Origin of the sequence: Bacillus cereus, from assembly GCF_007678085.1 — a bacterium.
In the GTDB taxonomy this organism is placed as follows: Bacteria; Bacillota; Bacilli; order Bacillales; family Bacillaceae_G; genus Bacillus_A; species Bacillus_A cereus_BE.
In genome coordinates this window covers 1,303,247-1,326,971 of the sequence record NZ_VEDW01000001.1, presented here as the reverse complement: position 1 = coordinate 1,326,971, position 23,725 = coordinate 1,303,247, and the positions used below count along the sequence as shown (strand labels likewise).

The following is a 23,725-nucleotide window of genomic DNA, read 5'->3' as shown; positions in this document are numbered from 1 at the left end:
AGAAGAAGTGAAAGTACAAGAAGTAGCAAAGCCTAAGGAAGAAGTGAAAGTACAAGAAGTAGCAAAGCCTAAGGAAGAAACGAAAGTACAAGAAGTAGTAAAGCCAAAAGAAGAAGTGAAAGTACAAGAAGTAGTAAAGCCTAAAGAAGACGTGAAAGCAAGAGAAATAGCAAAGGCTAAAGAAGAAGAGAAAGCAAGAGAAATAGCAAAAGCTAAGGAAGAAGAGAAAGCAAGAGAAATAGCAAAGGCTAAAGAAGAAGAGAAAGCAAGAGAAATAACAAAGGCTAAAGAAGAAGAGAAAGCAAGAGAAATAGCAAAAGCTAAGGAAGAAGAGAAAGCAAGAGAAATAGCAAAAGCTAAGGAAGAAGCAAAAGCAAAAGAAGAGGCTAAAAATAACATACAGTCTGCTAAACGTGAATTAACGGTAGTAGCGACAGCATATACTGCTGATCCAAGTGAAAATGGTACATATGGTGGACGCGTTTTAACTGCGATGGGGCATGATTTAACGGATAATCCGAATATGAGAATTATTGCAGTAGATCCAAAAGTAATCCCATTAGGATCTAAAGTATGGGTAGAAGGTTATGGAGAAGCAATTGCTGGTGATACTGGAAGTGCTATTAAAGGAAATCGTATTGATGTATTAATGGGTTCCAAAAGTAAAGCTATGAATTGGGGAAGACAAACTGTTAAAGTAAAAGTTTTATAATAATTATAGTTATTCAAATAGAAGTCAGTTCTCTTAATCGAGGCTGACTTCTATTTTTTTGATTTAGTGAAATTCATTGCTAAATCTGTACTAGAATGATTAAAGTTGAATTAAGTATAGGATTAGACATAATGTATCCTCCAGCGTGAATGATTATATAGAAAATTTTAACAAATAAACCATGAAAAGTGTATAATTAATATGATAGAAAAAAAGGTGGGGGCAAGATGGAAGATAAATTTAATAAGGTGCAGCCGATTTGGAAACGGAAATGGTTTCGGTATCTAGGGACATTTATAATTGTTCAATTATTATTTATTATTTGTGAGGTGATTGCATGGGCACCAAACTTTAAACCTAGTGGAGAATTTTTAAATGGAGTTTTACAGTCTCAATTTTTTACGGAATGGTTCACTCCATATAAAATCCCACATTTTAATTTATTTACTGCTCTTTTTGCGATTACATTGTTACCATACGCACTAATAGGTGCAATGAAAGATTTTAAAACAAGAAAAAATATAAATAATTAAAAAGAGGTACTATATGTTATTTCAAAAAGATCATGTATCGGTTCGGTACGTAATAGATGTGGATGCACCAATCATTTCAAAATGGTTAACAGACCCAAAAGTCCTACAGTATTACGAAGGGCGAGATAATCCGCAATCTGTAGAAATGGTACTGGATTATTTTATACATAATCCAAATAGTCATGAAAAAAGATGCTTAATAGAGTTTGATGATGTGCCAATTGGTTATATTCAAATGTATCCAGTTGATTCTGAGTGGAAAACATTATATGGCTATGAAGAATCACAGCATGTATGGGGAATGGATCAATTTATCGGAGAACCGAATTATTGGGGAAAAGGAATTGGAACGAAACTAGTTCAGGCAGCAATTACATATATTATGGAGAACACGGGAGCAGAAGTAATCGCAATGGACCCGAAAGTAAATAATGAACGCGCGTTAAAATGTTATGAAAAATGCGGATTTAAAAAGGTGAAGATTTTAAAGGAACATGAACTGCATGAGGGGAAATTAGAAGATTGTTGGATGGTGGAATACAAACAAAAGGAGCTGCGCGAAATGAAAAAAGCTTTAATAGTAATTGATGTGCAAGCAGGTATGTATACAGCAGGAATGCCAGTACATAATGGGGAGAATTTTTTAGAAATATTGCAAGAACTTATTGGGGAATGTCGTTCAAATGATATTCCAGTTATTTATGTACAACATAACGGGCCGAAAGATCATCCGCTAGAAAAAGGTACAGAGGGCTGGAAAGTACATGAGGCAATTGCTCCGCAAGAAGGGGACAGTATCGTTGAAAAAACGACGCCAGATTCATTTCATAAGACAAACTTAAAAGAAATATTACAAGAAAAAGGGATTGAACACGTTATTATTTCAGGAATGCAAACAGAGTACTGTGTGGATACGACAACGCGAAGAGCGTTTAGTGAAGGATATAAAGTAACGTTAGTGAGTGATGCACATAGTACGTTTCATACAGACGTGTTACGTGCGGAAGACATTGTAAAGCATCATAATGTAGTGTTTGGAGCATTTGCTGATGTTGTTACGTTAAAAGATTTGAAAGTGACTGCCTCTAAATAAGAGGCAGTTTTTTATTATAAGAAATAATGTCAAATATTATTGGTAAGTCAATATCGTCAAATAATCGTTAGTATAATTTCACGTACTATAATAAATACACAAAAAGGAGCACCACATGATTAAAAAGGGCGCTCCCGCATTAAAATGTTACTTCTTCTTATCTTTATCTAATATATTCTGTTCTTCAGCAAATTCCGTACCATATGCAAAGCGGCGATTAATATGAATGTTATCATTGTTGTGCCTTGTGTGTGAGTGAGAGAAGCGATGAACGATTACTTCAGATAATGTAAAGACAATGGCAGAAAGGATGCTACCCCATGCAATTTGCATGTAATTGTCTAATAAAATATTACCGAAAATCCATACGCTTAAATACGTTAGTAAGAAATCCGACATAATGGCACCACTATTGCCTATTCGGTTTAATATGATTTTATCAACGAACATATAGGATACGATTGTAACAAAAAGACTGAATGAAATAATTTGGACGAACGTTGCAGGGAAAAATAAAGCGAGTCCAATACTAAATGCGATAACGCACGATATAAACTTGATAAGTACTACAGTAAAACCATTCAATATTTACACCTCCGATTTATACATAGTTTTACAATAAACTCAGAAGTTCATACATTATTACAGATTTATTTATATAAAACTTTTTCATGTTTGAATTGTAGTCTAAATATTATAAAAATAACGAAAAAATGTTATAGTAAAATGAGAGTATATGACATTTTTAGGTAAGGGGGAATCCTAGGTGTGGATTACTTCAGAAGTAGAAATTCCAGATGAGTTAATCGATCATCTTGAACAAGGAAAGTTAGTACTATTTGTTGGAGCGGGAGTTTCTATGAAAGGGAAATCAAACTTACCGAATTTTGATGATCTAGTTGACGAAATTGCGAAAACCTTATATGTAGAAACACGTGAAATAACTGAACCTCATGATTATTATCTTGGTAAAATTGCGAAAACAAAAGATGTGCATCAAGTTGCAAGAGATTTAGTCCATACTGAAAAGTCAAAGCCGAATCCGCTTCATTATGCGATTCCGAGGTTGTTTCCTTTAGATACAGAAGTCCGCATTGTAACGACAAATTTTGATCGACATTTTACAACTGCGATGAAAGAAATGAATAGAGAATTAAACGTATATTATGCACCTGCATTACCTACAGGTAGAGCGTTTAAAGGACTTGCTTACATACATGGAAATATAGAACAAGAGAAAGAAGCGTTAATTTTAACAGATGGTGATTTTGGAAGGGCTTACTTGACGGAAGGGTGGGCAAGAAGATTTTTAGTTGATTTATTCTCGAATTACACCGTTTTATTCGTTGGATATAGCCATAATGACCCAGTAATGAAATATTTAGCGACTGGTTTACCACCAAGTACAAGGCGTTATGCTTTTGTGGCGCAAGGGGAAAATACGTACCACTGGGAGCATTTAGGAATACGGCCGATTGTATATCCGAATAAAGGTAATAATCATCAATCTCTTGTTAAAGCAGTGAAGCGATGGGCGGAATTAATGGGAGATAATTATATTACAAAACGAATGCGTATTCGTGACATAGTAACAGTTCCACCATCAGTAGAGCAGGAACAATTATCATACATAAAACAATCAATAAAAAAAATTGAAACAGTCCGCTACTTTGTTGAATTTGCTCATGATTATGAATGGGTGGAATGGCTTGAAGCAGAAGGGAAATTACAAAATTTATTTTTAGTTACATCAAACTATAATGAGGTAGATGAACTACTTGCAGAATGGTTAGTGGAACAATTTCTTTTTAGTCATCAAAAAGAATTATTTCAGTTAATTTTTAAAAATCATTCTAAACTATCTCCGTTATTTTGGAGAACAATTTGTAGCTACTTAAACGAGACGAAAATTGAGATGGATCCGTTGTTGTTTGCGAGATGGACACTTCTTTTACTAGAAACAGCTGAAAAAGATAGTAAATCAATTGAAAAAATTTCTTACTTACTACAAAAATGTTCTTTTCCTGAGCATAAAGAAATTGCATTATTATTACTAACGTTTATTTTGGATGGGAAGCTTAAGTTGAAGCGGGAGAGAAAATGGGGAAATGGTACGCAAGAATCAATAGAACTTGAGGAATCGAGTCGCTTACCAGTGTCTACATTTTCTTATGTGGAGCAAATTTGGAATGAGAAGATGAAACCTCATATTTCCTATTACGCCGTACCAATTATGATGATGGGAATAGAAAAGATGCGAATGCTATCACTACGACAAACGGCATTGAAAAAAAAGGGTAAGGAAAATGTTGAAAAAGAGTTTCAGCAAAATGATCTTGCCTTTTTAATTCAAATTGTAAAAGAGTGTTTAGCTTATTTATGTGAAAATAATGAGAAAAAAGCAAATTATTATATTACAGAAATGATTGAAGCAAACAGCGTGCTTCAGACCCGAATTGCAATTGATGCGATGAATAAAAACATATTTGTTAGCGCTGATGACAAAATGAAATGGTTGTTACAGGAAGGACTTCTTTTAAATGTCACGTATAAACACGAAGTTTTTCAACTTATAAAAAATCATTTCGCATCTTCTTTAGAAAAAACAAAGGAAGAAGTCATTCGAATTGTACTAAAGGACCTTGCAGAGGAGAGGGCATTTGATGTTTGTTTCGTGTTAGATTTATTATTCACTTGTGATTCAAATAGTCCATCTACAGCAAAAGCTTATGAGGTAATGAAGCAAAAACATCCTCACTTTCATTCTGAGCGATACAGTGTACAAAAGAAAGAAACCATAGAACAAAGTATTACTTGTAATGTAACTGCTGATGGATTATTACAGCTGAAAGACGAAGAAATTATGAAACAAGTTCGTCAATTTTCTCAAGACGGTGTTTTTGAACAACGTCATTTTTTAGAGATGTTATCGAAAGCATGTAAATTGAATACAGAATGGAGTATTTCATTTGCTTACCAATTAGTTAGCATGCACGAAATAAGTAATGAAGTATGGTTTGTTTGTATTAGAGAGTGGCGAAATAACCGAGGACTCACAAATGAACAAATCCAAAAAGTTATTCCGCTATTGCAGAAATTTGTTAGAAATACTGCTTTTCATTGGTTAATTAGTAGCTTTCTATATGAAATTAGTAATCGATTAGAAGAGTTAGAGGAAAATAGCATACGTAATGTGAAACGGTTTGCTTTTTCGGTATTCCCTCAAGTAATGAAAAGTGATACAGATTTTAAGCTTGGAAAACAAGATTTTTACAATGAATCGATCCAGCATCCTGTTGGGAAAATGACAGCAGTGTTATTAAAACTGTTATCATATGATCATTTATACGATCGTAACGTGTATGAATATTTATTTTTATTTGAAGAACAAGTAAGAGTTAGTTCAGAGCGGACAAATTACATGTTAGCGCGTTTAGTAGCAGATATTACATTTCTTTATCATATTGAGAAGCAGTGGTGCCGAAAATATTTGTTACCGTACTTAGATTTAAAGAAGGAAAATGAGATTACGAAATATGCCTGGGCAGGCTTATGTTACACGCAAATCAATTTACCTTTATTTACAGAGATGAAGCGATTTATTAAGTATGCAGTAGAACATTTGGAAGTATTGCATCCGCATACGAGGGAAGCTTTCTTGAAATGGCTTAGTTTTGTATTTATTAAATGTGTACTGTATTGGGAGCAAAAAACAGATTGGTTATACCCATTGCTTATACAAGAAAATGAAGAAAATAAAATTAAATTTATGCAGTTTTTATGCTATTACGTCAAAACGTTAAGTGCAAAAGAACAACAAAAATTTTGGGTAGCGTGGCTTAGTATATTTTTGCGAGAGCGACCGAAAATGGGTGAAATTACAGCTAGAGAATATGTAATGCTTTTACGTATTATTTTATTTATGGATGAAATAGTAGAAAGAGGATTATCGATAATATGTAAATCATTTTCGGACGTGGGTGGAAAAGGGAATCAAACGGAGTTAAAACAGTTATTTAATGAAATATTTGAAAAGACAGAGCGTATAAAAATGTATAAAGAATTGTATGCAAATGTATTTTTTACTTTACTACAAACGCTTCAGGAAGCCGATTTACTTGAAACGGAAATCATTCAAATAAAAGAAGTATTATCTCGGTATGGAGTAGAAAAAAATGTACTAAATACAATAGATAATGAGATAATTCGCATCGGAATTGTTATGGAGAATTTACAAGAAGAAATGTAGGGCGGAAGTGGAATTTTAAAAAATATATAAAAAGTTGTTGACAGTGTTTTGAAAAGCGTTCTATAATACGAATCATACTTATTCAATTTCAAAAACATTTGAATAAACAAAGTGCAATGAAGAGATCACAGTAGTGGTTAGTCTTACTGTAACAGAGAGCTGGTGGTTGGTGTGAACCAGTACAGGGATAATCATGAATTACAGTCTTGGAGCATCTTTTTCGTAGTAAAGATAATTTTGTCTTTATGAAGAAAAAGCGGTCAATTGATCGTTAACAGTGAAGAGAGGTAGACGGAAAGTTAGTCTACAACTAGGGTGGTACCGCGATAAATATCGTCCCTACTGATTTATTCAGTAGGGACTTTTTGTATTTTAGTGGCCCAACTTGAAAATTAAATATTTATGCGTTGAAAGGAAAAGCAGTAGTTGTTGTTTCCCTGTAACAGAGAGCTGGTGGTTGGTGCGAACCAGTACAAAAACAAGAGCGAATTACAGTCCTAGAGCATCTTTTTCGTAGTGAAGATAATATTGTCTTTATGAAGGGAAAGACGGTCAGATGATCGTTAACAATGAAGAGAGGTAGACGAAAGAAGTCTACAACTAGGGTGGTACCGCGATAAATATCGTCCCTACTGATTGGATCAGTAGGGATTTTTTGTACAAAAAAGTGGGTTTTTATCTAGTAGATAGTGTCCTTATAGTAAGTATTCGTTTAAAATAAGAAGAGGTATCGATTCCACTTTAAATTTGTATAATTTATCAGTTCAGAAAATAGAGAATTTTTTATTCTCTTACTATACTTTTAAAACATTAGAGGAGGATTTCCAAATGGCAAATCATGAATTAGATCAATTACGTAAACAGGTAGATGAAATTAACTTACAACTATTACACCTTTTAAACAAACGTGGTGAAATCGTTCAAAAAATTGGGGAGCAAAAGCAAGTACAAGGTACGAAACGTTTTGATCCAGTACGTGAGCGTGAAGTACTTGATATGATCGCAGAGCATAACGAAGGACCATTCGAAACTTCAACTGTTCAACATATTTTCAAAACAATCTTCAAAGCTAGTTTAGAATTGCAAGAAGATGATAACCGTAAAGCATTACTAGTATCACGTAAAAAGAAACAAGAAAACACAATCGTTGATGTAAAAGGTGAATTGATTGGAAACGGAACACAAACGTTCATCATGGGACCTTGTGCGGTAGAAAGCTTAGAGCAAGTTCGCCAAGTGGGGCAAGCGATGAAAGACCAAGGCTTAAAATTAATGCGTGGTGGTGCTTTCAAACCAAGAACATCTCCATACGATTTCCAAGGTTTAGGAGTAGAAGGATTACAAATTTTACGTCAAGTAGCAGATGAGTTCGACTTAGCGATCATTAGTGAAATTTTAAATCCGAATGATGTTGAAATGGCATTAGACTACGTTGATGTAATTCAAGTTGGCGCACGTAACATGCAAAACTTCGATTTATTACGAGCTGTAGGGAAAGTTAACAAGCCAGTATTACTAAAACGTGGATTAGCAGCAACAATTGATGAGTTCATTAACGCAGCTGAATACATCATTGCACAAGGTAACGACCAAATTATTTTATGTGAGCGTGGTATCCGCACATACGAAAGAGCAACACGTAACACATTAGACATTTCAGCAGTACCTATTTTAAAGAAAGAAACACATTTACCAGTTATCGTTGACGTAACGCATTCAACTGGACGTAGAGACTTATTATTACCAACAGCAAAAGCAGCACTTGCAATTGGCGCAGATGCAGTAATGGCTGAAGTTCATCCAGATCCAGCAGTTGCATTATCAGATTCTGCACAACAAATGGACATTCCAGAATTCCATAGATTCATGGATGAGTTAAAAGGTTTCAAAAATAAATTATCTTAATTCCATATCATATATGCGCTGAAGAGGAAACAGTAGTGCTTATCTCCCTGTTAAAGAGAGCTGATGGTCGGTGTGAATCAGTACAAAGATAAGCATGAATTACAGCCTTGGAGCATCTTTCCCGCTAATTTTTAGAGGGGAAGACGGTCAAACGATCGTTACAGAAGAAGAGAGGTAGACGAAAGTTGTCTACAACTAGGGTGGTACCGCGATAAACATCGTCCCTACTGAGCGCTCAGTAGGGACTTTTTTGTACAAAAAAATAGTAAAGGGGCAAGAGAAATGAGATACATTACAGCTGGAGAATCACATGGGCCGCAATTAACAGTTATTTTAGAGGGTGTACCAGCAGGTTTAACATTAACAGCGGAGCATATTAATAAAGAATTATTAAGAAGACAAAAAGGGCACGGACGCGGAAGACGTATGCAAATTGAAACGGATACAGTTGAAATTGTAAGTGGTGTTCGTCATGGGATGACACTTGGCTCGCCGATAACGTTAATCGTAAAAAATGATGATTTCAAACATTGGACGAAAGTAATGGGTGCAGAGCCAATTTCGGAAAAAGAAAGTAAAGAAATGAAACGTACAATTACAAAACCACGTCCAGGACATGCGGATTTAAACGGAGCAATTAAATACGGTCACCGTGATATAAGAAACGTGCTAGAACGCTCATCTGCAAGAGAAACGACAGTTCGTGTAGCTGCTGGTGCAGTAGCGAAGCAAATCTTAAAAGAATTAGGCGTAGAAATTGCAGGACATGTACTTGAAATTGGTGGAGTTAAAGCAACACATATTTCAAACTTATCAATGGAAGAAATTCAAACAATTACTGAAAACTCACCAGTTCGATGTTTAGATAAAGAAGTAGAACAAGAAATGATGGATGCGATAGATAACGCTAAAAGTAGCGGAGATTCAATCGGCGGTATTGTTGAAGTCATTGCAGAAGGTATGCCAATTGGCGTTGGTAGTTACGTTCATTACGATCGTAAATTAGATGCAAAACTTGCTGGTGCAATTATGAGCATTAATGCATTTAAAGGTGCTGAAATTGGCGTTGGTTTTGATGCAGCAAGACAGCCGGGAAGTAAAGTGCACGATGAAATTTTATGGGATGAAGAACAAGGATACACGAGAAAAACGAATAATGCCGGTGGTTTAGAAGGCGGTATGACAACAGGCATGCCAATTGTCGTAAGAGGTGTTATGAAACCAATACCTACATTATACAAACCGTTAGCGAGTGTTGATATTGATACGAAAGAAGCATTCCAAGCAAGTATTGAAAGATCTGATAGCTGTGCAGTACCAGCAGCAGGAGTAGTAGCTGAGTCTGTCGTAGCATGGGAACTTGCACATGCACTAGTCGAACAATTCGGAAAAGATCGTATAGATTTAATTCAGCAAAACATTACGCAACATAACAAATACGCAAAAGAATTTTAATAAAAAGGTGGTTTTAACATGCAAGTAAAAGATCAACTCTCATCATTACAACCATATAAACCAGGTAAATCACCTGAACAAATGAAAGAAGTGTACGGAGATCATTCATTTGTGAAATTAGCATCGAATGAAAATCCATTCGGTTGCTCACCACGTGTTTTAGATGAGTTGCAAACATCGTGGTTGGAACATGCTTTATATCCTGACGGAGGTGCTACGACGCTCCGTCAAACAATTGCAAAAAAGTTACATGTACAAATGGAACAAGTACTTTGCGGTAGTGGATTAGATGAAGTCATTCAAATAATAAGCCGTGCAGTACTAAAGGCAGGAGATAACATCGTGACGGCTGGTGCAACATTCCCGCAATACCGTCATCATGCAATTATTGAAGGATGTGAAGTGAAAGAAATTCCTTTAAATAACGGTGTATACGATTTAGACGAAATTTCATCAGCGATAAATAATAATACGAAAATCGTATGGATTTGTAATCCGAACAACCCGACAGGCACATTTGTGAATGATCAAAAGTTGACTCAATTTATTGAAGGTATTAGTGAAAATACGTTAATTGTCATTGATGAAGCGTACTATGAATACGTAACAGCAAAAGATTTCCCAGAGACATTACCGCTTTTAGAAAAACATAAAAATATTCTTGTACTTAGAACGTTTTCTAAAGCGTACGGATTAGCTTCTTTCCGCGTTGGATATGCGATTGGACAGGAAGAGCTAATTGAGAAATTAAATGTCGTACGTTTGCCATTTAACGTATCTTCATTAGCGCAAAAAGCAGCGACGATTGCTTTTGGTGACGATGAGTTTATTGAGGAAATAGTTCGTGTAAATGCAGAGGGATTACAACAATATGAAAGTTTTTGTAAGGAAAATGAAATTCCATTTTATCCATCACAAACAAATTTCATCTTCTTGCCAGTTGAGAATGCAGGAGAGATTTATGAAGCTTGTGCACATGCAGGATTTATTATTCGTCCGTTCCCGAAAGGTGTCCGTATTACAGTCGGAACAAGGGAGCAAAATGAAGGAGTGATTTCAGTGTTAAAACAACACTTTGAAAATAAAAAAAGAAAGTCTCGAGATGAGACAAATGCGTAAAAAGGTAGTTTTAATTGGAACTGGTTTAATCGGAGGCTCTCTCGCATTAGCGATTAAGAAAGAGCACGATGTAACGATAACAGGTTATGATATATTTCAAGAACAAGTAGAGCGTGCAAAAGAATTACACGTAGTAGATGAAGTAGCATTAGATTTACAGCGTGCATGTGAAGAAGCGCATTTAATTGTTTTTGCTTCTCCAGTTGAAGAAACGAAGAAGTTATTACACAAATTAGCATCATTTCGTTTACGAGAAGATGTTATTGTAACCGATGTTGGTAGTACGAAAGGGACGATTATGGATGAAGCGGAAGCTTTATTTTCAAAGGAAGTTTCTTTCATTGGTGGACATCCGATGGCAGGTTCTCATAAAACAGGAGTTGAAAGTGCAAAAGCGCATTTATTTGAAAATGCATTTTACATTTTAACGCCGATGAATCATGTGCCAAATGAACATGTAGAAGAACTTAAGTGTTGGCTAAAAGGAACAGGATCTCATTTTCTCGTTTTAAATACGGAAGAACATGATTATGTAACAGGGATTGTTAGTCATTTTCCGCATCTTATCGCAGCTGGGTTAGTAAAGCAAGTAGAGAAACATGCAGGAGATAATCCGCTCATTCATCAACTAGCTGCCGGAGGATTTAAAGACATTACACGTATCGCATCTAGTAGCCCAAAAATGTGGAGTGATATTGTTAAACAAAATCGTGAGCATTTAATGGTATTATTAAAAGAGTGGATCTCTGAAATGGAAGATTTATATGATACAGTTTCTACCGGAGATGCAGGCGAGATTCAAAACTATTTTGCAGACGCGAAAGAATACCGTGACTCTTTACCAGTACGAAAGAGAGGGGCAATTCCTGCCTATCACGACTTATACGTCGATGTTTTAGATAAAGTAGGGGCATTGGCTCACATTACGAGTATTTTGGCGCGCGAAGAAATTAGTATTACGAACTTGCAAATATTAGAAGCGCGTGAAGGATTGCTTGGGGTATTACGTATTAGCTTCCAAAGAGAAGAAGATCGTATGAAAGCAAAGCTAGCGCTTGGAGAAGAAAAATACCAAACTTATGAAACAATTTAAATGAGAAGGTGAAAACGTGAAGGAAAGAACGATACAACCTGTTAATAACGGATTAAATGGTAATATTACAATTCCAGGAGATAAATCCATTTCACACCGCGCTGTCATGTTCGGCGCGATTGCAGAAGGGAAAACAACAATTAAAGGTTTCTTGCCCGGTGCAGACTGTTTAAGTACGATTTCTTGTTTTAAAGAAATGGGAGTAGACATCGTGCAAAACGGTGATGAAGTCACTGTAGTTGGCAAAGGATTAGAAGGTTTACAAGAACCGAAAGCTGTATTAGATGTTGGTAATTCTGGTACAACTATACGTTTAATGTCAGGGATTTTGGCAAATACACCATTTTTCTCTTGCGTACAAGGTGATGCATCTATCGCAAAAAGACCGATGAAACGTGTTACAAATCCATTAAAACAAATGGGGGCAAACATTGATGGGCGGGAAGAAGGAACGTTTACACCGCTAACAATACGTGGCGGAGATTTAAAAGCAATTGAATACACTTCACCTGTAGCAAGCGCACAAGTAAAGTCAGCTATTTTACTTGCAGGACTTCGCGCAGAAGGTGTAACAGCTGTTACAGAACCACATATTTCCCGTGATCATACGGAAAGAATGCTTGAAGCATTTGGCGTTACAATAACGCGCGAAGGAAAAACAGTGAAACTTGCAGGTGGACAAAAGCTAACAGCAACAGATGTTCAAGTGCCAGGTGACGTATCATCAGCTGCATTTTTCCTAGTAGCCGGTGCAATCATTCCAAATAGTAAGCTAGTATTACAAAATGTAGGGATGAATCCAACTCGTACAGGTATTATTGATGTTTTAGAGAAAATGGGTGCTACGTTCACTGTAGAGCCAATTAACGAAGGATCATCAGAACCAGCTGCAAACATTACGATTGAAACATCTTCATTAAAAGGAATTGAAATTGGCGGAGATATTATCCCAAGATTAATTGATGAGATTCCTGTTATTGCATTAGCGGCAACGCAAGCAGAAGGAATTACAGTAATTAAAGATGCGCACGAATTAAAAGTGAAAGAAACGAACCGTATTGATACAGTCGTAGCAGAATTAACAAAGCTAGGAGCCCGCATAGAAGCAACTGATGACGGGATGATTATTTACGGAAAATCACCTCTAAAAGGCAATACAGTAAATAGTTACGGTGACCACCGCATCGGAATGATGCTTGCGATCGCTGGATGTATCGCAGAAGGAAAAACAACAATTGAAGATGCAGAAGCAGTAGGCGTATCATATCCTACATTCTTCGAAGAACTTCAAAAATTAGCTAAATAAAGTAATGAGAAGCAGATACGACATGTATCTGCTTTTTTAATTGGATTCGTGTCGTTAAGTCAGTATAATTTCATTCACCGAACTGTAATGTTTAGAATTATGATACAATTCAAATAAGGAATGGAGGAGAAATATATGAACGTTATACGATTAAAAGAAGATAAATTTAGAGAAGCATTACGTTTATCAGAATACGCTTTTCAATATAAAGTTGATGAGGAACGGTTGCAACAACAACTTACAAAGATGAAAGAAAGTCATGAGATATACGGTATTATGGAAGGGGAGGATTTGGCAGCCAAACTTCATCTTATTCCGTTTCATATATACATAGGCAAAGAAGAATTTAAAATGGGGGGCGTTGCAGGGGTAGCGACGTATCCAGAGTATAGAAGAAGCGGATATGTAAAAGAATTGCTTTTACACTCACTTCAAACGATGAAAAAAGACGGATATACAGTATCGATGCTACATCCATTTGCTGTTTCATTTTACCGAAAATACGGCTGGGAACTTTGTGCGAATCTCCTTGTATGTCAAATGACAAAGAGTGATTTAGTGATGAAAAAACAAGTGAATGGTACTGTGAAACGTTTCAATAAAGAAAATCACCCAGAAGAGGTAGAGAAGCTTTATGAAACATTTGCAAAACGTTTTTCCGGTATGCTAGTTCGCGATGAAAAATGGTGGTTACAAGCTGTTTATGATGATTTAACATTAGCGATTTATTACGATGAAAATAAAAGGGCAGCAGGCTACATGTTATATAAAATAGAAAACTATAAAATGACAGTAGAAGAATTTGTACCGCTGCATAATGAAGCGCGAAATGGTCTGTGGAACTTTATTTGCCAGCATGATTCTATGATGAAAGAACTTGAAATGACAATAAATGAAAACGAACCGTTATTATATACACTGCAAGAGCCGCGAGTGAAGTCAGAAATAAAGCCATATTTTATGGGCAGAATTGTAGATGTGGAGCAGTTCTTTAAACAATATGAATTAAACTGGAACAATGTACAACAAGAAATAATTTTACATATTACAGATTCATTTGCACCGTGGAATAACGTATCAGTAAGACTGGCAAATCATGAAATAACAATTATAAAAGAGGAAACAATAGATAAAGGAATCAAACTGGATATAAACGCGTTATCTACAATAATGTTTGGCTATAAACGTCCGTTACAACTTAATGAATTACAATTAATTAGCGGAAGCGAAGAGGAAATACAAGCGTTTGAGAATATAGTTCCGGTACGTAAAGCATTTATTTATGATTTCTTTTAAGTTTTAAATAGGAAATTGGGCTGTCCCAAACAAAACTTTGGGACAGCATTCTCATTAGTTGACGATTTTTGCCGATAAGTCGATATGTTTTGAAAATCGCTGATATAATTCTTTTCACAAACAAGGGATTAAAAACGCAATTATACGTAGTCACGCACTTGACTTTTAATCCATGTAATTTATAATTAAAAACGGAATGAATTTTCATTCCTGAAAATAGAGGTGGAAAAAATGGCTAAAAACAAACAAGAGGATATTTTTGATGCTGCGATGCAACTTTTCGCAGAGCGTGGTTACGATGGTACGACAATTCCAATGATCGCTGAAAAGGCAAAAGTCGGTGCGGGTACTATTTATCGCTATTTTGAAAATAAAGAGGCACTTGTTAACTCATTATTTTCAAAAAGTATGTTAGAGCTTTCTGAAATGATAAAAACGGATTTTCCTGTTGAAGCAAATATTCGTGAACAGTTTAGTCATACGTACAACCGTTTATTTGAATTTGCGAGAAACAATGTAGATGCTTTTTTATTTACAAATTCTCACTGTGATAGTTATTTTCTTGATGAACAGAGTAAGAAAATATTTGATGATTTTATAGGCTTCTTTATGAATATTATTGAAGATGGAATCGCAAAAGGGTTTCTCCGTCCATTGCCTCCAGTTGCTTTAATTATTATTGTATATCAACCGCTAGAAAAATTAACGAAAGTAATTGCAACAGGGCAATTAGAATACTCGAAAGAGTTAGTAAAAGAATTGGAAGAAAGCTCTTGGAACGCTATTAGAATCATTTGATTCTATAGCTTTATAAGGACAGGAATGAATATTCATTCCTAAATAGATTTTAAAAATGAGAGTAGTAAAGGATATTTGTGTAACTAAGGGAATGAACATTCATTCCGGGAAGGCTAGTTAAATAGAGTTTACAAAATAATGTAATAGAATGATAGGAATGAACGTTCATTCCGAAACTAACGGTAAACTTGTAAAACAGGAGATGATTAAAATGAGGAAGCTAAAAAATTGGAGAAGTTTATCTTTTCTATTATGGATAGTTATTACTATTACAATGATCGTAACGATGCCTAATATGGATAAATTAGTGAAAGAAAAAGGGCACATTACGATCCCTAATACTGAACAAAGTAGTATTGCTGACAAAATGATAAGAGAGATGGATAAAGACGGGATAGAAAAGTATGAAATTATAGCTGTTTTTAATAGTGGAAGTAAAGAAGCTTTAACATCTGAGCAAAAAGATGAAATAATAAAAACAATCAACGCTTTACAAAATGAAAAAGAGCAATTAGGAATTAAGGAAGTTGTTTCACATTTAGATAATAAAGATTTGGAAAAACAGTTGATATCTAAAGACAATACGACCATTTTAACGCAAATCTCAGTAAATAAAAAAAATGGTGAAATATCAAAAGTTGCAAATGATCTTCATAAAAAAGTGCAAACGAAGGGTGTTAAAACGTACTTAACAGGAAGTGATTTAATAGCGGGTGATTTCCTTACATCCTCTCAAGAGGGAGTGAAAAAGACAGAAGTTATTTCTATCATTTTCATTTTAGTAGTATTAATCATTGTATTTCGTTCACCAATTGTTCCAATTGTTTCTCTACTTACAGTTGGTGTATCCTATTTAGTTTCAATGGGGATTATTGCCCACCTTGTAGATCAATTTAATTTTCCGTTTTCCAACTTTACACAAGTGTTTGTAGTTGTTGTTCTATTTGGGGTTGGAACAGACTATAACATTTTATTATATACAAGGTTTAAGGAAGAATTAAGTAAACAAGAAAATGCATTTTTAGCTACAAAAGAAACGTTTAAATCGGCAGGGAAAACCGTTTTATATAGCGGGATAGCAGTACTGATTGGTTTTGCATCCCTTGCTTTAGCTAGTTTTAAATTGTATCAATCTACTTCAGCTGTAGCAATTGGTGTCGCAGTATTACTACTCGTATTAACTACATTAAATCCATTTTTTATGGTGCTTTTAGGAAAAGGAATGTTTTATCCAGTAAAAACATTTAAAGGTCATGAGGATAGTCGCTTATGGGGATTTCTTGCGAAAAACTCAGTAGCAAGACCATTTATCGCTTTAATCATTGTATTTGTGATATCGATTCCTTTCGTAATGAAATACTCTAACACACTAAATTACAATGATTTATTTGAAGTAGATAATAAATATGAATCAAAGATGGGGATTAACGTAATAGAAGATCATTTCCCACCTGGTTTTTCTTCGCCAAGTACGTTAGTTATTCAATCGGATAACAAATTAGATGAGTCGAGTACGCTGCAAACTTTAGATGAACTAACTGATAAGATTTTGAAAGTGAAAGGTGTTTCAGAAGTATATTCACCGACACGACCAACTGGTGAAAGGATAAAAGAACTATATATAAATAAACAAGCTGGAGAACTAAATACAGGTTTAGGAGATGCTAATGGTGGTATTAAGGAAATTAATGATGGATTAACTACTGCGAAAGATAAAATGGGTAGTAAAGACTCAAATAGTCTTGCAAACGTTCAAAAGTTAATTGATGGAACAAGCGAAGCGAAAAACGGTGTAACAGCATTAGGAACCGCTTTACATCAACTATCAAGTGGTATAAATGACGGAGCACAAGGTGCTCAGCAAATTGAGAGTGGATTAACTTCAGTAAATGAAAATATAAATGTTTTATCTAATGCAACGTCACAACTTCATGCTGGTTATTCGCAGTTAGAAAAAGGTTTAAGTTCTTACGATCAATACTTTGGAAGTATTTCTCAAGCGATTGATGGAGCGAAGAAAGGGTATGAACAAATTGAAATGTTAATGACCAATTTTATTCAAACGAAACCCGAATTGGCAAATGATCCGAACATACTACAAACGATAGGAATTGCTAAAGAGGCTCAAAAGCAATTAAGTGTGCTTACAAATGAATTAAATCAATTAGCAACGCAGCATAAAGCCGCGATGGGCTCATTTAAAGAAGCAAATCAATCGTTATTGAAAGTGGATAACGGCTTAAACGAAATGAACAATGGAGTTACTAAATTACAAAAAGGAGCAGCTGATCTTAAAAATGGATTAGATGAAGGTGCTTCAGGTTCAAAACAAATTGCAAACAAGTCATCTGAGTTACAAACCGGATTAACAAAAATAAATGATGGGCAAGGCCAGTTATTAACCGGGCTGAAAGACTTGCAAGAACAGATGGGGCAATTACAATCAGGATTATCTAAAAGCACAGAAGGGCTCGAAAAGGTAAGTAACGGACTAGGAGATGCACAGAAATATTTAGGAGAACTGAATGAATCAAAAAGTTCTGAGAAATTTTATATTCCAAAAGAAGTTTTAGAGGGAGAAGATTTCCAAAAAGCATTGAATACGTACATGTCACATGATAGAAAGACTGCTAAAATGACGATCATTTTAGACGTAAATCCGTATTCAAAAGAAGCGATGCCAATCATTGAAGAAATTAATAAAACGATAGACGGTACGTTAAGTGGTACAGAATTAAATTCGGCGAAAAAAGCAATCGGAGGTACGACTGCTAGAAACGTTGATTTAAAAGAAGTAACAGGTCAAGACTTCTTACGTACAGCTACGATTATGTTAATTGGAATTGCGATTGTATTACTCGTTATTACACGGTCATTTTTAAATACAATATTTATTATTGGATCATTAATATTAGCTTATTTTGCATCACTTGGTATAAGTGAACAAATTAGTACACACTTACTAAACGTAGAGTCATTAAGCTGGAATGTACCATTCTTTAGTTTTATTATGATTGTCGCTTTAGGTGTGGATTATAGCATTTTCGTAATGATGCGATACAATGAGCTAGAGGGAGACCCAGCAACGAAAATTGTAAATGCCTCTCGTCACATAGGAGGAGTCGTATTATCAGCTGCGCTTATTTTAGGTGGTACATTTGCTGCATTAATCCCTTCAGGTGTATTGACGCTTATACAAGTAGCCTCTGTTGTTGGTGTTGCACTGTTACTATTAGCTATCATTGTGATGCCAATATTGATACCGGCTTTAATAGGGTTAACGAATAAAATGAAGAATTATACGAAGAAATTAAGTAAAAGAAAATAAGAAGAATCCCCTTTTAAAAGGGGATTCTTCTTATTTGATAAATTTGTCCTTCACATCTTTATATTTTGCAAATTCTTCATCTTTCATATCGCCATTCATTTGTAAAAGAAAATTGCCTTTTGCGTATGTATGAGAGAATAACATAGGAGCCGAATTTCCTAATTCATCGTAATATTTTTTAACTTTTTCTAGGTCTTCTTTCTTTGTAATTTCGAATAAACGACCACCTTTATCTTCACCAAGAGCAGGTACGATAATACGTTTTCCTTCTTTTCGAAGATTGCCGAATTCTTTTTGAGGAAGATCGGTAGGATTTTCTGCTTGAAGACCAGCATTTTTAAATTCAGAGATAATTGAATCGACAGTTACTTTCGTTTCTTTTTTCTCTTATTTTGATTCAGAAGGTGTTTTTGCATTGTTATTACTACATGCGGTTAAGGAAGTAAGAGGTAAACATAATGCTCCAATGATAAATATTTTCTCTTTACATTATGAAATTTGCTTTTATATAATATTGTTTCGTTAAAAATATACATTTTATTTAAGGTAGGAAAGGGATGAATAGTAATCAACCGTTGCTATTCATCCCTTTTCTACTATATAATAGCTATAGTCTACAATAATTGAGTCGTAATATGCGATTTTTTAAGACAATCGGTGAGAAAACGCTGAAATAAGCGGTATTAGTAGGAGGACACAAATGATTACAGTAAGTAACGTTAGTTTGCGTTTCGCGGATCGCAAATTGTTTGAAGATGTTAACATAAAATTCACGCCAGGTAACTGCTACGGTTTAATCGGAGCAAACGGTGCTGGTAAATCGACATTTCTAAAGATTTTATCTGGAGAAATTGAACCATCAACAGGTGACATACATATTACGCCAGGTGAGCGTCTAGCAGTATTAAAACAGAACCACTTCGAATATGAAGAGTTCGCAGTATTAGAAACAGTAATTATGGGTCACACGCAACTTTACAAAGTAATGCAAGAGAAAAATGCCATTTACATGAAAGAAGACTTTAGTGATGAAGATGGTATGCGTGCTGCTGAACTTGAAGGTGAATTCGCTGAACTTAACGGTTGGGAAGCAGAATCAGAAGCTGCAATCCTTCTTAAAGGGTTAGGTATTGGTGAAGATCTTCATGATAAGAAATTATCAGAATTAACTGGGGCAGAGAAAGTAAAAGTATTACTTGCTCAAGCTTTATTCGGTAAACCAGACATTCTATTACTAGATGAGCCTACCAACCACTTGGATTTAAAAGCGATCCAATGGTTAGAAAACTTCTTAATGAACTTTGAAAATACAGTAATCGTTGTATCCCATGACCGTCACTTCTTAAATAAAGTTTGTACACACATGGCTGATCTTGATTTCGGTAAAATTCAACTTTATGTTGGTAACTATGACTTCTGGTATGAGTCAAGCCAATTAGCTTTAAAATTAACACAAGATGCTAATAAGAAAAAAGAAGAGAAAGTAAAAGAGTTACAAAACTTTATTGCACGCTTTAGCTCAAACGCATCTAAAGCGAAACAAGCAACTTCTCGTAAAAAATTATTAGATAAAATTACATTAGATGATATTAGACCATCATCACGTCGTTACCCATTCGTTGGCTTCACACCTGAGCGTGAAGTAGGAAATGACTTATTAACTGTTGAAGGTCTTTCTAAAACAATTGATGGTGAAAAAGTGTTAGATAATGTGTACTTCACTTTAAATAAAGGTGATAAAGTTGCATTTATCGGTCGTAACGATATTGCAATGACAACATTATTTAAAATTCTTATGGGTGAAATGGAGCCAGATAGCGGTTCATTCAAATGGGGCGTTACAACATCTCAATCTTACTTCCCAAGAGATAACTCTAAATACTTTGAGAACAGTGACTCTAACTTAGTTGATTGGTTACGTCAATTCTCTCCACAAGATGAGTCAGAAAGCTTCTTACGTGGTTTCTTAGGCCGTATGTTATTCTCAGGTGAAGAAGTTAAGAAGAACGTTTCTGTATTATCTGGAGGAGAAAAAGTTCGTTGTATGTTATCTAAAATGATGTTAAGTGGTGCAAACGTAATCACACTTGACGATCCAACGAACCACTTAGACCTTGAGTCTATCACTGCATTAAACAACGGTTTAATCGCATTCAAAGGTACAATGTTATTCACATCTCATGACCATCAGTTCGTACAAACAATTGCAAACCGCATTATCGAAGTAACGCCAAACGGTGTAATCGATAAAGAGGCTACTTACGATGAGTTCTTAGAAAATGAAGAACTTCAAAAACAAGTAGATGCAATGTACAAAGGTCAATAATAAATGATGAAAAACCTCGCTCTCGTAATGAGAGTGAGGTTTTTTATAATCATTGATTTTATGAGCTATGAATAATTATACAAAAATAACTTTAGAGGTTGAAAGGTGTTTTGATGTCGCATATAGAGAAATGGCTGCAGCATGAATAAACTTGAATTACATAAAAGGATGTAAGAGTCACCGAAAAAACTAATGCTATCTATTGTGAAATTCATTATATTACATTAATGTTCCAGAACTGGAGACATATTTATTTGCGAAGCAGTGAATAAAGGTTTATAGTATGTGGTGTCATAATTAGTGGATGAATCTTGGGAGAAAACCGAAAATGTTACAAAATTATTTTGTTAAATAGAAACCAAGGTCAAAATATTTAAAAAGAAATAGTTGAATAAATAAAAGCTTCAAATTATAATTACTAATATTCTTCATATAGTTAAACAGATAAAATCTATTTGAAGATGAAAAATTGAATAGATAGACAGACTTATATCAAAATAAGCCTTGGATGATTAAAAGAGGTGGAGAGATGAAACAGTTCTTATTAAAGAGCAAAAGTGTGTTAAGCAATCACTTTGGATTTTTCGTGTTTGCCGTTGTTTTATTCTGGTTAAAAACATATGCAGCTTATGTGACAGAATTTAACTTAGGGATATCTAACACAATCCAAAAGTTTTTACTGTTTTTCAACCCGTTAAGCTCAGCAGTTCTATTTTTAGGGCTTGCATTATTCGCAAAGGGGAAACGTGCTTACATTTGGTTAATTGTTATTAATTTGTTAATGTCTATACTTTTATACGCAAACGTAGTATATTATCGCTTTTTCAGCGACTTCATTACGTTCCCGACACTAACACAAACGAATAACTTTGGAGATTTAGGTGGTAGTATTTTTGCATTGCTACACGTATATGATCCACTATATTTCTTAGATACAATCATTTTAATTGTTTTAGTCGCAACAAAATTTGCAAGTCCAAAACCTATCCGTGTTGCGAAACATAAATTATCACTAATATTTGTAGCAGGTATTTTATTATTCAGCATTAACCTAGGTCTTGCAGAATCTGATCGTCCTGAATTATTAACAAGAACATTTGATCGTAATTATATTGTGAAATATTTAGGGGCATACAACTATACGATTTATGATGGTATTCAAAGTGCGAAAGCATCAACAGAACGAGCATTAGCCGATGGAGATAATATGACAGAAGTTAGAAATTATCTTGCATCAACATATGCAAGTCCAAATCCAGATTACTTTGGTAAAGGAAAAGGAATGAACGTAATTTATATTCATTTAGAATCATTCCAAAACTTTTTAATTGATTATAAATTAAATGGGCAAGAAGTTACACCGTTCTTAAATTCATTTACAAAAGATGCGAATACGTTATACTTTGATAACTTCTTCCATCAAACAGGACAAGGTAAAACATCTGATGCGGAGTTCATGCTAGAAAACTCAATGTATGGATTACCACAAGGATCTGTTTTTACGAATAAAGCTCATAACACGTATCAATCAGCACCAGCTATTTTAGGGCAACAAGGATACACATCAGCTGTATTCCATGGTAACTACAAAACGTTCTGGAACCGTGATGATATTTATAAATCGTTTGGTTTCAATAAATTTTTTGATGCGTCTTACTACGATATGAATGAAAAAGATGTAGTAAACTATGGATTAAAAGATAAACCGTTCTTTAATGAATCAATTCCGTTATTACAAACATTGAAACAACCGTTCTATACGAAGTTCATTACGCTTTCGAACCATTTCCCTTATCCGATTGATAAAGCGGAAGCGACGATTGAACCAGCTAAAACAGGTGACTCATCAGTAGATACGTATTTTCAAACAGCACGTTATTTAGATGAGTCTGTAAAAGGATTTATGGATTACTTGAAACAATCTGGTTTATACGATAACTCAATTATCGTTATGTACGGTGACCATTACGGTATTTCAGATAATCATGGCGCAGCAATGTCTCAAATAATGGGTAAAGAAATGAACTCATTCGAAAATGCACAGCTGCAACGAGTACCATTAATCATTCGTGTTCCAGGAATGAAGGGCGGCGTACAACATCAATATGGCGGAGAAATTGATGTTCTTCCGACGCTATTACACTTACTAGGTACAGATACGAAAAATTATGTCCAGTTCGGATCTGATTTACTATCACCAGAGCATAAACAAGTTGTTCCATTCCGTAACGGAAACTTCGTAAGTCCAACAATTACTGCATTGAATGGAAAATACTATGATACAGCTACTGGTAACTCTGTAGAATTAACAGACGAAATAAAACAAAATGAACAAATGGTTCAAAAATCATTAAAATACTCTGACCAAGTCGTAAATGGTGACTTATTACGATTCTACACACCGGAAGGATTTACACCGGTCGATCGTTCGAAGTACAACTATAACCATCGTGATAAAAATAAAACGAAGGTAAAGACGACTGAAGATGGGGAAACGAAATAAATAGTAAAA

The 23,725-nt window shown here is 34.8% G+C and carries 15 protein-coding genes, 2 pseudogenes and 3 other annotated features; of the genes and pseudogenes, 15 read left to right on the top strand and 2 right to left on the bottom strand.

What is annotated here, in order from left to right; translation table 11 throughout:
* From FS742_RS27940 to FS742_RS27930, 4 genes and pseudogenes are all read left to right on the top strand, one after another.
* Nucleotides 1-712: 3D domain-containing protein (locus FS742_RS27940; RefSeq protein WP_260869630.1), on the top strand; the 712-nt coding region annotated here is incomplete at its 5' end.
* A 227-nt stretch (nt 713-939) separates the two neighbouring features.
* Nucleotides 940-1,245, top strand: a complete 306-nt coding sequence (locus FS742_RS06835; RefSeq protein WP_144611720.1) for a YfzA family protein — start codon at nt 940-942, stop codon at nt 1,243-1,245.
* 13 nt (nt 1,246-1,258) lie between these two features.
* A pseudogene (locus FS742_RS27935) lies at nt 1,259-1,792 on the top strand (GNAT family N-acetyltransferase); the annotation flags it as partial.
* Between the two features lie 15 nt (nt 1,793-1,807).
* Nucleotides 1,808-2,338 (top strand): cysteine hydrolase family protein, encoded by a 531-nt coding sequence (locus tag FS742_RS27930; RefSeq protein WP_260869645.1) that lies wholly within the window; start codon nt 1,808-1,810, stop codon nt 2,336-2,338.
* A gap of 147 nt (nt 2,339-2,485) precedes the next feature.
* On the opposite strand, the gene FS742_RS06820 is transcribed toward FS742_RS27930, so the two are convergent.
* Entirely contained in the window at nt 2,486-2,923 is a 438-nt protein-coding gene (locus FS742_RS06820; RefSeq protein ID WP_144611718.1) for a YndM family protein, read from the bottom strand.
* A 181-nt stretch (nt 2,924-3,104) separates the two neighbouring features.
* Between FS742_RS06820 and FS742_RS06815 the strand changes: the two genes are divergently transcribed.
* The 9 genes from FS742_RS06815 (at nt 3,105) to FS742_RS06775 (ending at nt 18,887) form a co-directional block, all read left to right on the top strand.
* Nucleotides 3,105-6,587, top strand: coding sequence for a DUF4020 domain-containing protein (locus FS742_RS06815; protein WP_144611717.1), 3,483 nt, complete (start codon nt 3,105-3,107; stop codon nt 6,585-6,587).
* A gap of 107 nt (nt 6,588-6,694) precedes the next feature.
* Nucleotides 6,695-6,931: a binding site (T-box leader), on the top strand.
* Between the two features lie 54 nt (nt 6,932-6,985).
* Nucleotides 6,986-7,221: a binding site (T-box leader), on the top strand.
* A gap of 194 nt (nt 7,222-7,415) precedes the next feature.
* Entirely contained in the window at nt 7,416-8,492 is a 1,077-nt protein-coding gene (locus FS742_RS06810; protein ID WP_001273575.1) for a bifunctional 3-deoxy-7-phosphoheptulonate synthase/chorismate mutase, read from the top strand.
* A gap of 9 nt (nt 8,493-8,501) precedes the next feature.
* Nucleotides 8,502-8,721 (top strand) — a binding site (T-box leader).
* 53 nt (nt 8,722-8,774) lie between these two features.
* Entirely contained in the window at nt 8,775-9,947 is a 1,173-nt protein-coding gene (gene aroC / locus FS742_RS06805; protein ID WP_144611716.1) for a chorismate synthase, read from the top strand.
* Nucleotides 9,948-9,965: 18 nt separating this feature from the next.
* Nucleotides 9,966-11,066, top strand: a complete 1,101-nt coding sequence (gene hisC, locus FS742_RS06800; protein ID WP_144611715.1) for a histidinol-phosphate transaminase — start codon at nt 9,966-9,968, stop codon at nt 11,064-11,066.
* The gene (tyrA, locus tag FS742_RS06795; RefSeq protein WP_144611714.1) at nt 11,059-12,159 is read left to right on the top strand and encodes a prephenate dehydrogenase; all 1,101 of its coding nucleotides are present in this window, start codon (nt 11,059-11,061) and stop codon (nt 12,157-12,159) included. The genes hisC and tyrA overlap by 8 nt, the downstream gene beginning before the upstream one ends.
* 16 nt (nt 12,160-12,175) lie before the next feature.
* Nucleotides 12,176-13,465: a 3-phosphoshikimate 1-carboxyvinyltransferase gene (gene aroA, locus FS742_RS06790; protein WP_144611713.1), complete on the top strand. Its 1,290-nt coding sequence runs from the start codon at nt 12,176-12,178 to the stop codon at nt 13,463-13,465.
* Nucleotides 13,466-13,600: 135 nt separating this feature from the next.
* The gene (locus FS742_RS06785) at nt 13,601-14,761 is read left to right on the top strand and encodes a GNAT family N-acetyltransferase (RefSeq protein WP_144611712.1); all 1,161 of its coding nucleotides are present in this window, start codon (nt 13,601-13,603) and stop codon (nt 14,759-14,761) included.
* Nucleotides 14,762-14,992: 231 nt separating this feature from the next.
* Nucleotides 14,993-15,559 (top strand): TetR/AcrR family transcriptional regulator, encoded by a 567-nt coding sequence (locus tag FS742_RS06780; RefSeq protein WP_061666510.1) that lies wholly within the window; start codon nt 14,993-14,995, stop codon nt 15,557-15,559.
* A 211-nt stretch (nt 15,560-15,770) separates the two neighbouring features.
* The gene (locus tag FS742_RS06775; protein ID WP_144611711.1) at nt 15,771-18,887 is read left to right on the top strand and encodes an MMPL family transporter; all 3,117 of its coding nucleotides are present in this window, start codon (nt 15,771-15,773) and stop codon (nt 18,885-18,887) included.
* 30 nt (nt 18,888-18,917) lie between these two features.
* Here FS742_RS06775 and FS742_RS27925 read toward each other — a convergent pair.
* A pseudogene (locus tag FS742_RS27925) lies at nt 18,918-19,364 on the bottom strand (stress protein).
* Nucleotides 19,365-19,587: 223 nt separating this feature from the next.
* Here FS742_RS27925 and FS742_RS06770 point away from each other — a divergent pair.
* Nucleotides 19,588-21,213 (top strand): ABC-F family ATP-binding cassette domain-containing protein, encoded by a 1,626-nt coding sequence (locus FS742_RS06770; RefSeq protein ID WP_144611710.1) that lies wholly within the window; start codon nt 19,588-19,590, stop codon nt 21,211-21,213.
* A gap of 529 nt (nt 21,214-21,742) precedes the next feature.
* Nucleotides 21,743-23,716, top strand: a complete 1,974-nt coding sequence (gene ltaS, locus FS742_RS06765; RefSeq protein ID WP_144611709.1) for a lipoteichoic acid synthase — start codon at nt 21,743-21,745, stop codon at nt 23,714-23,716.
* The last annotated feature ends 9 nt before the right edge of the window (nt 23,717-23,725 follow it).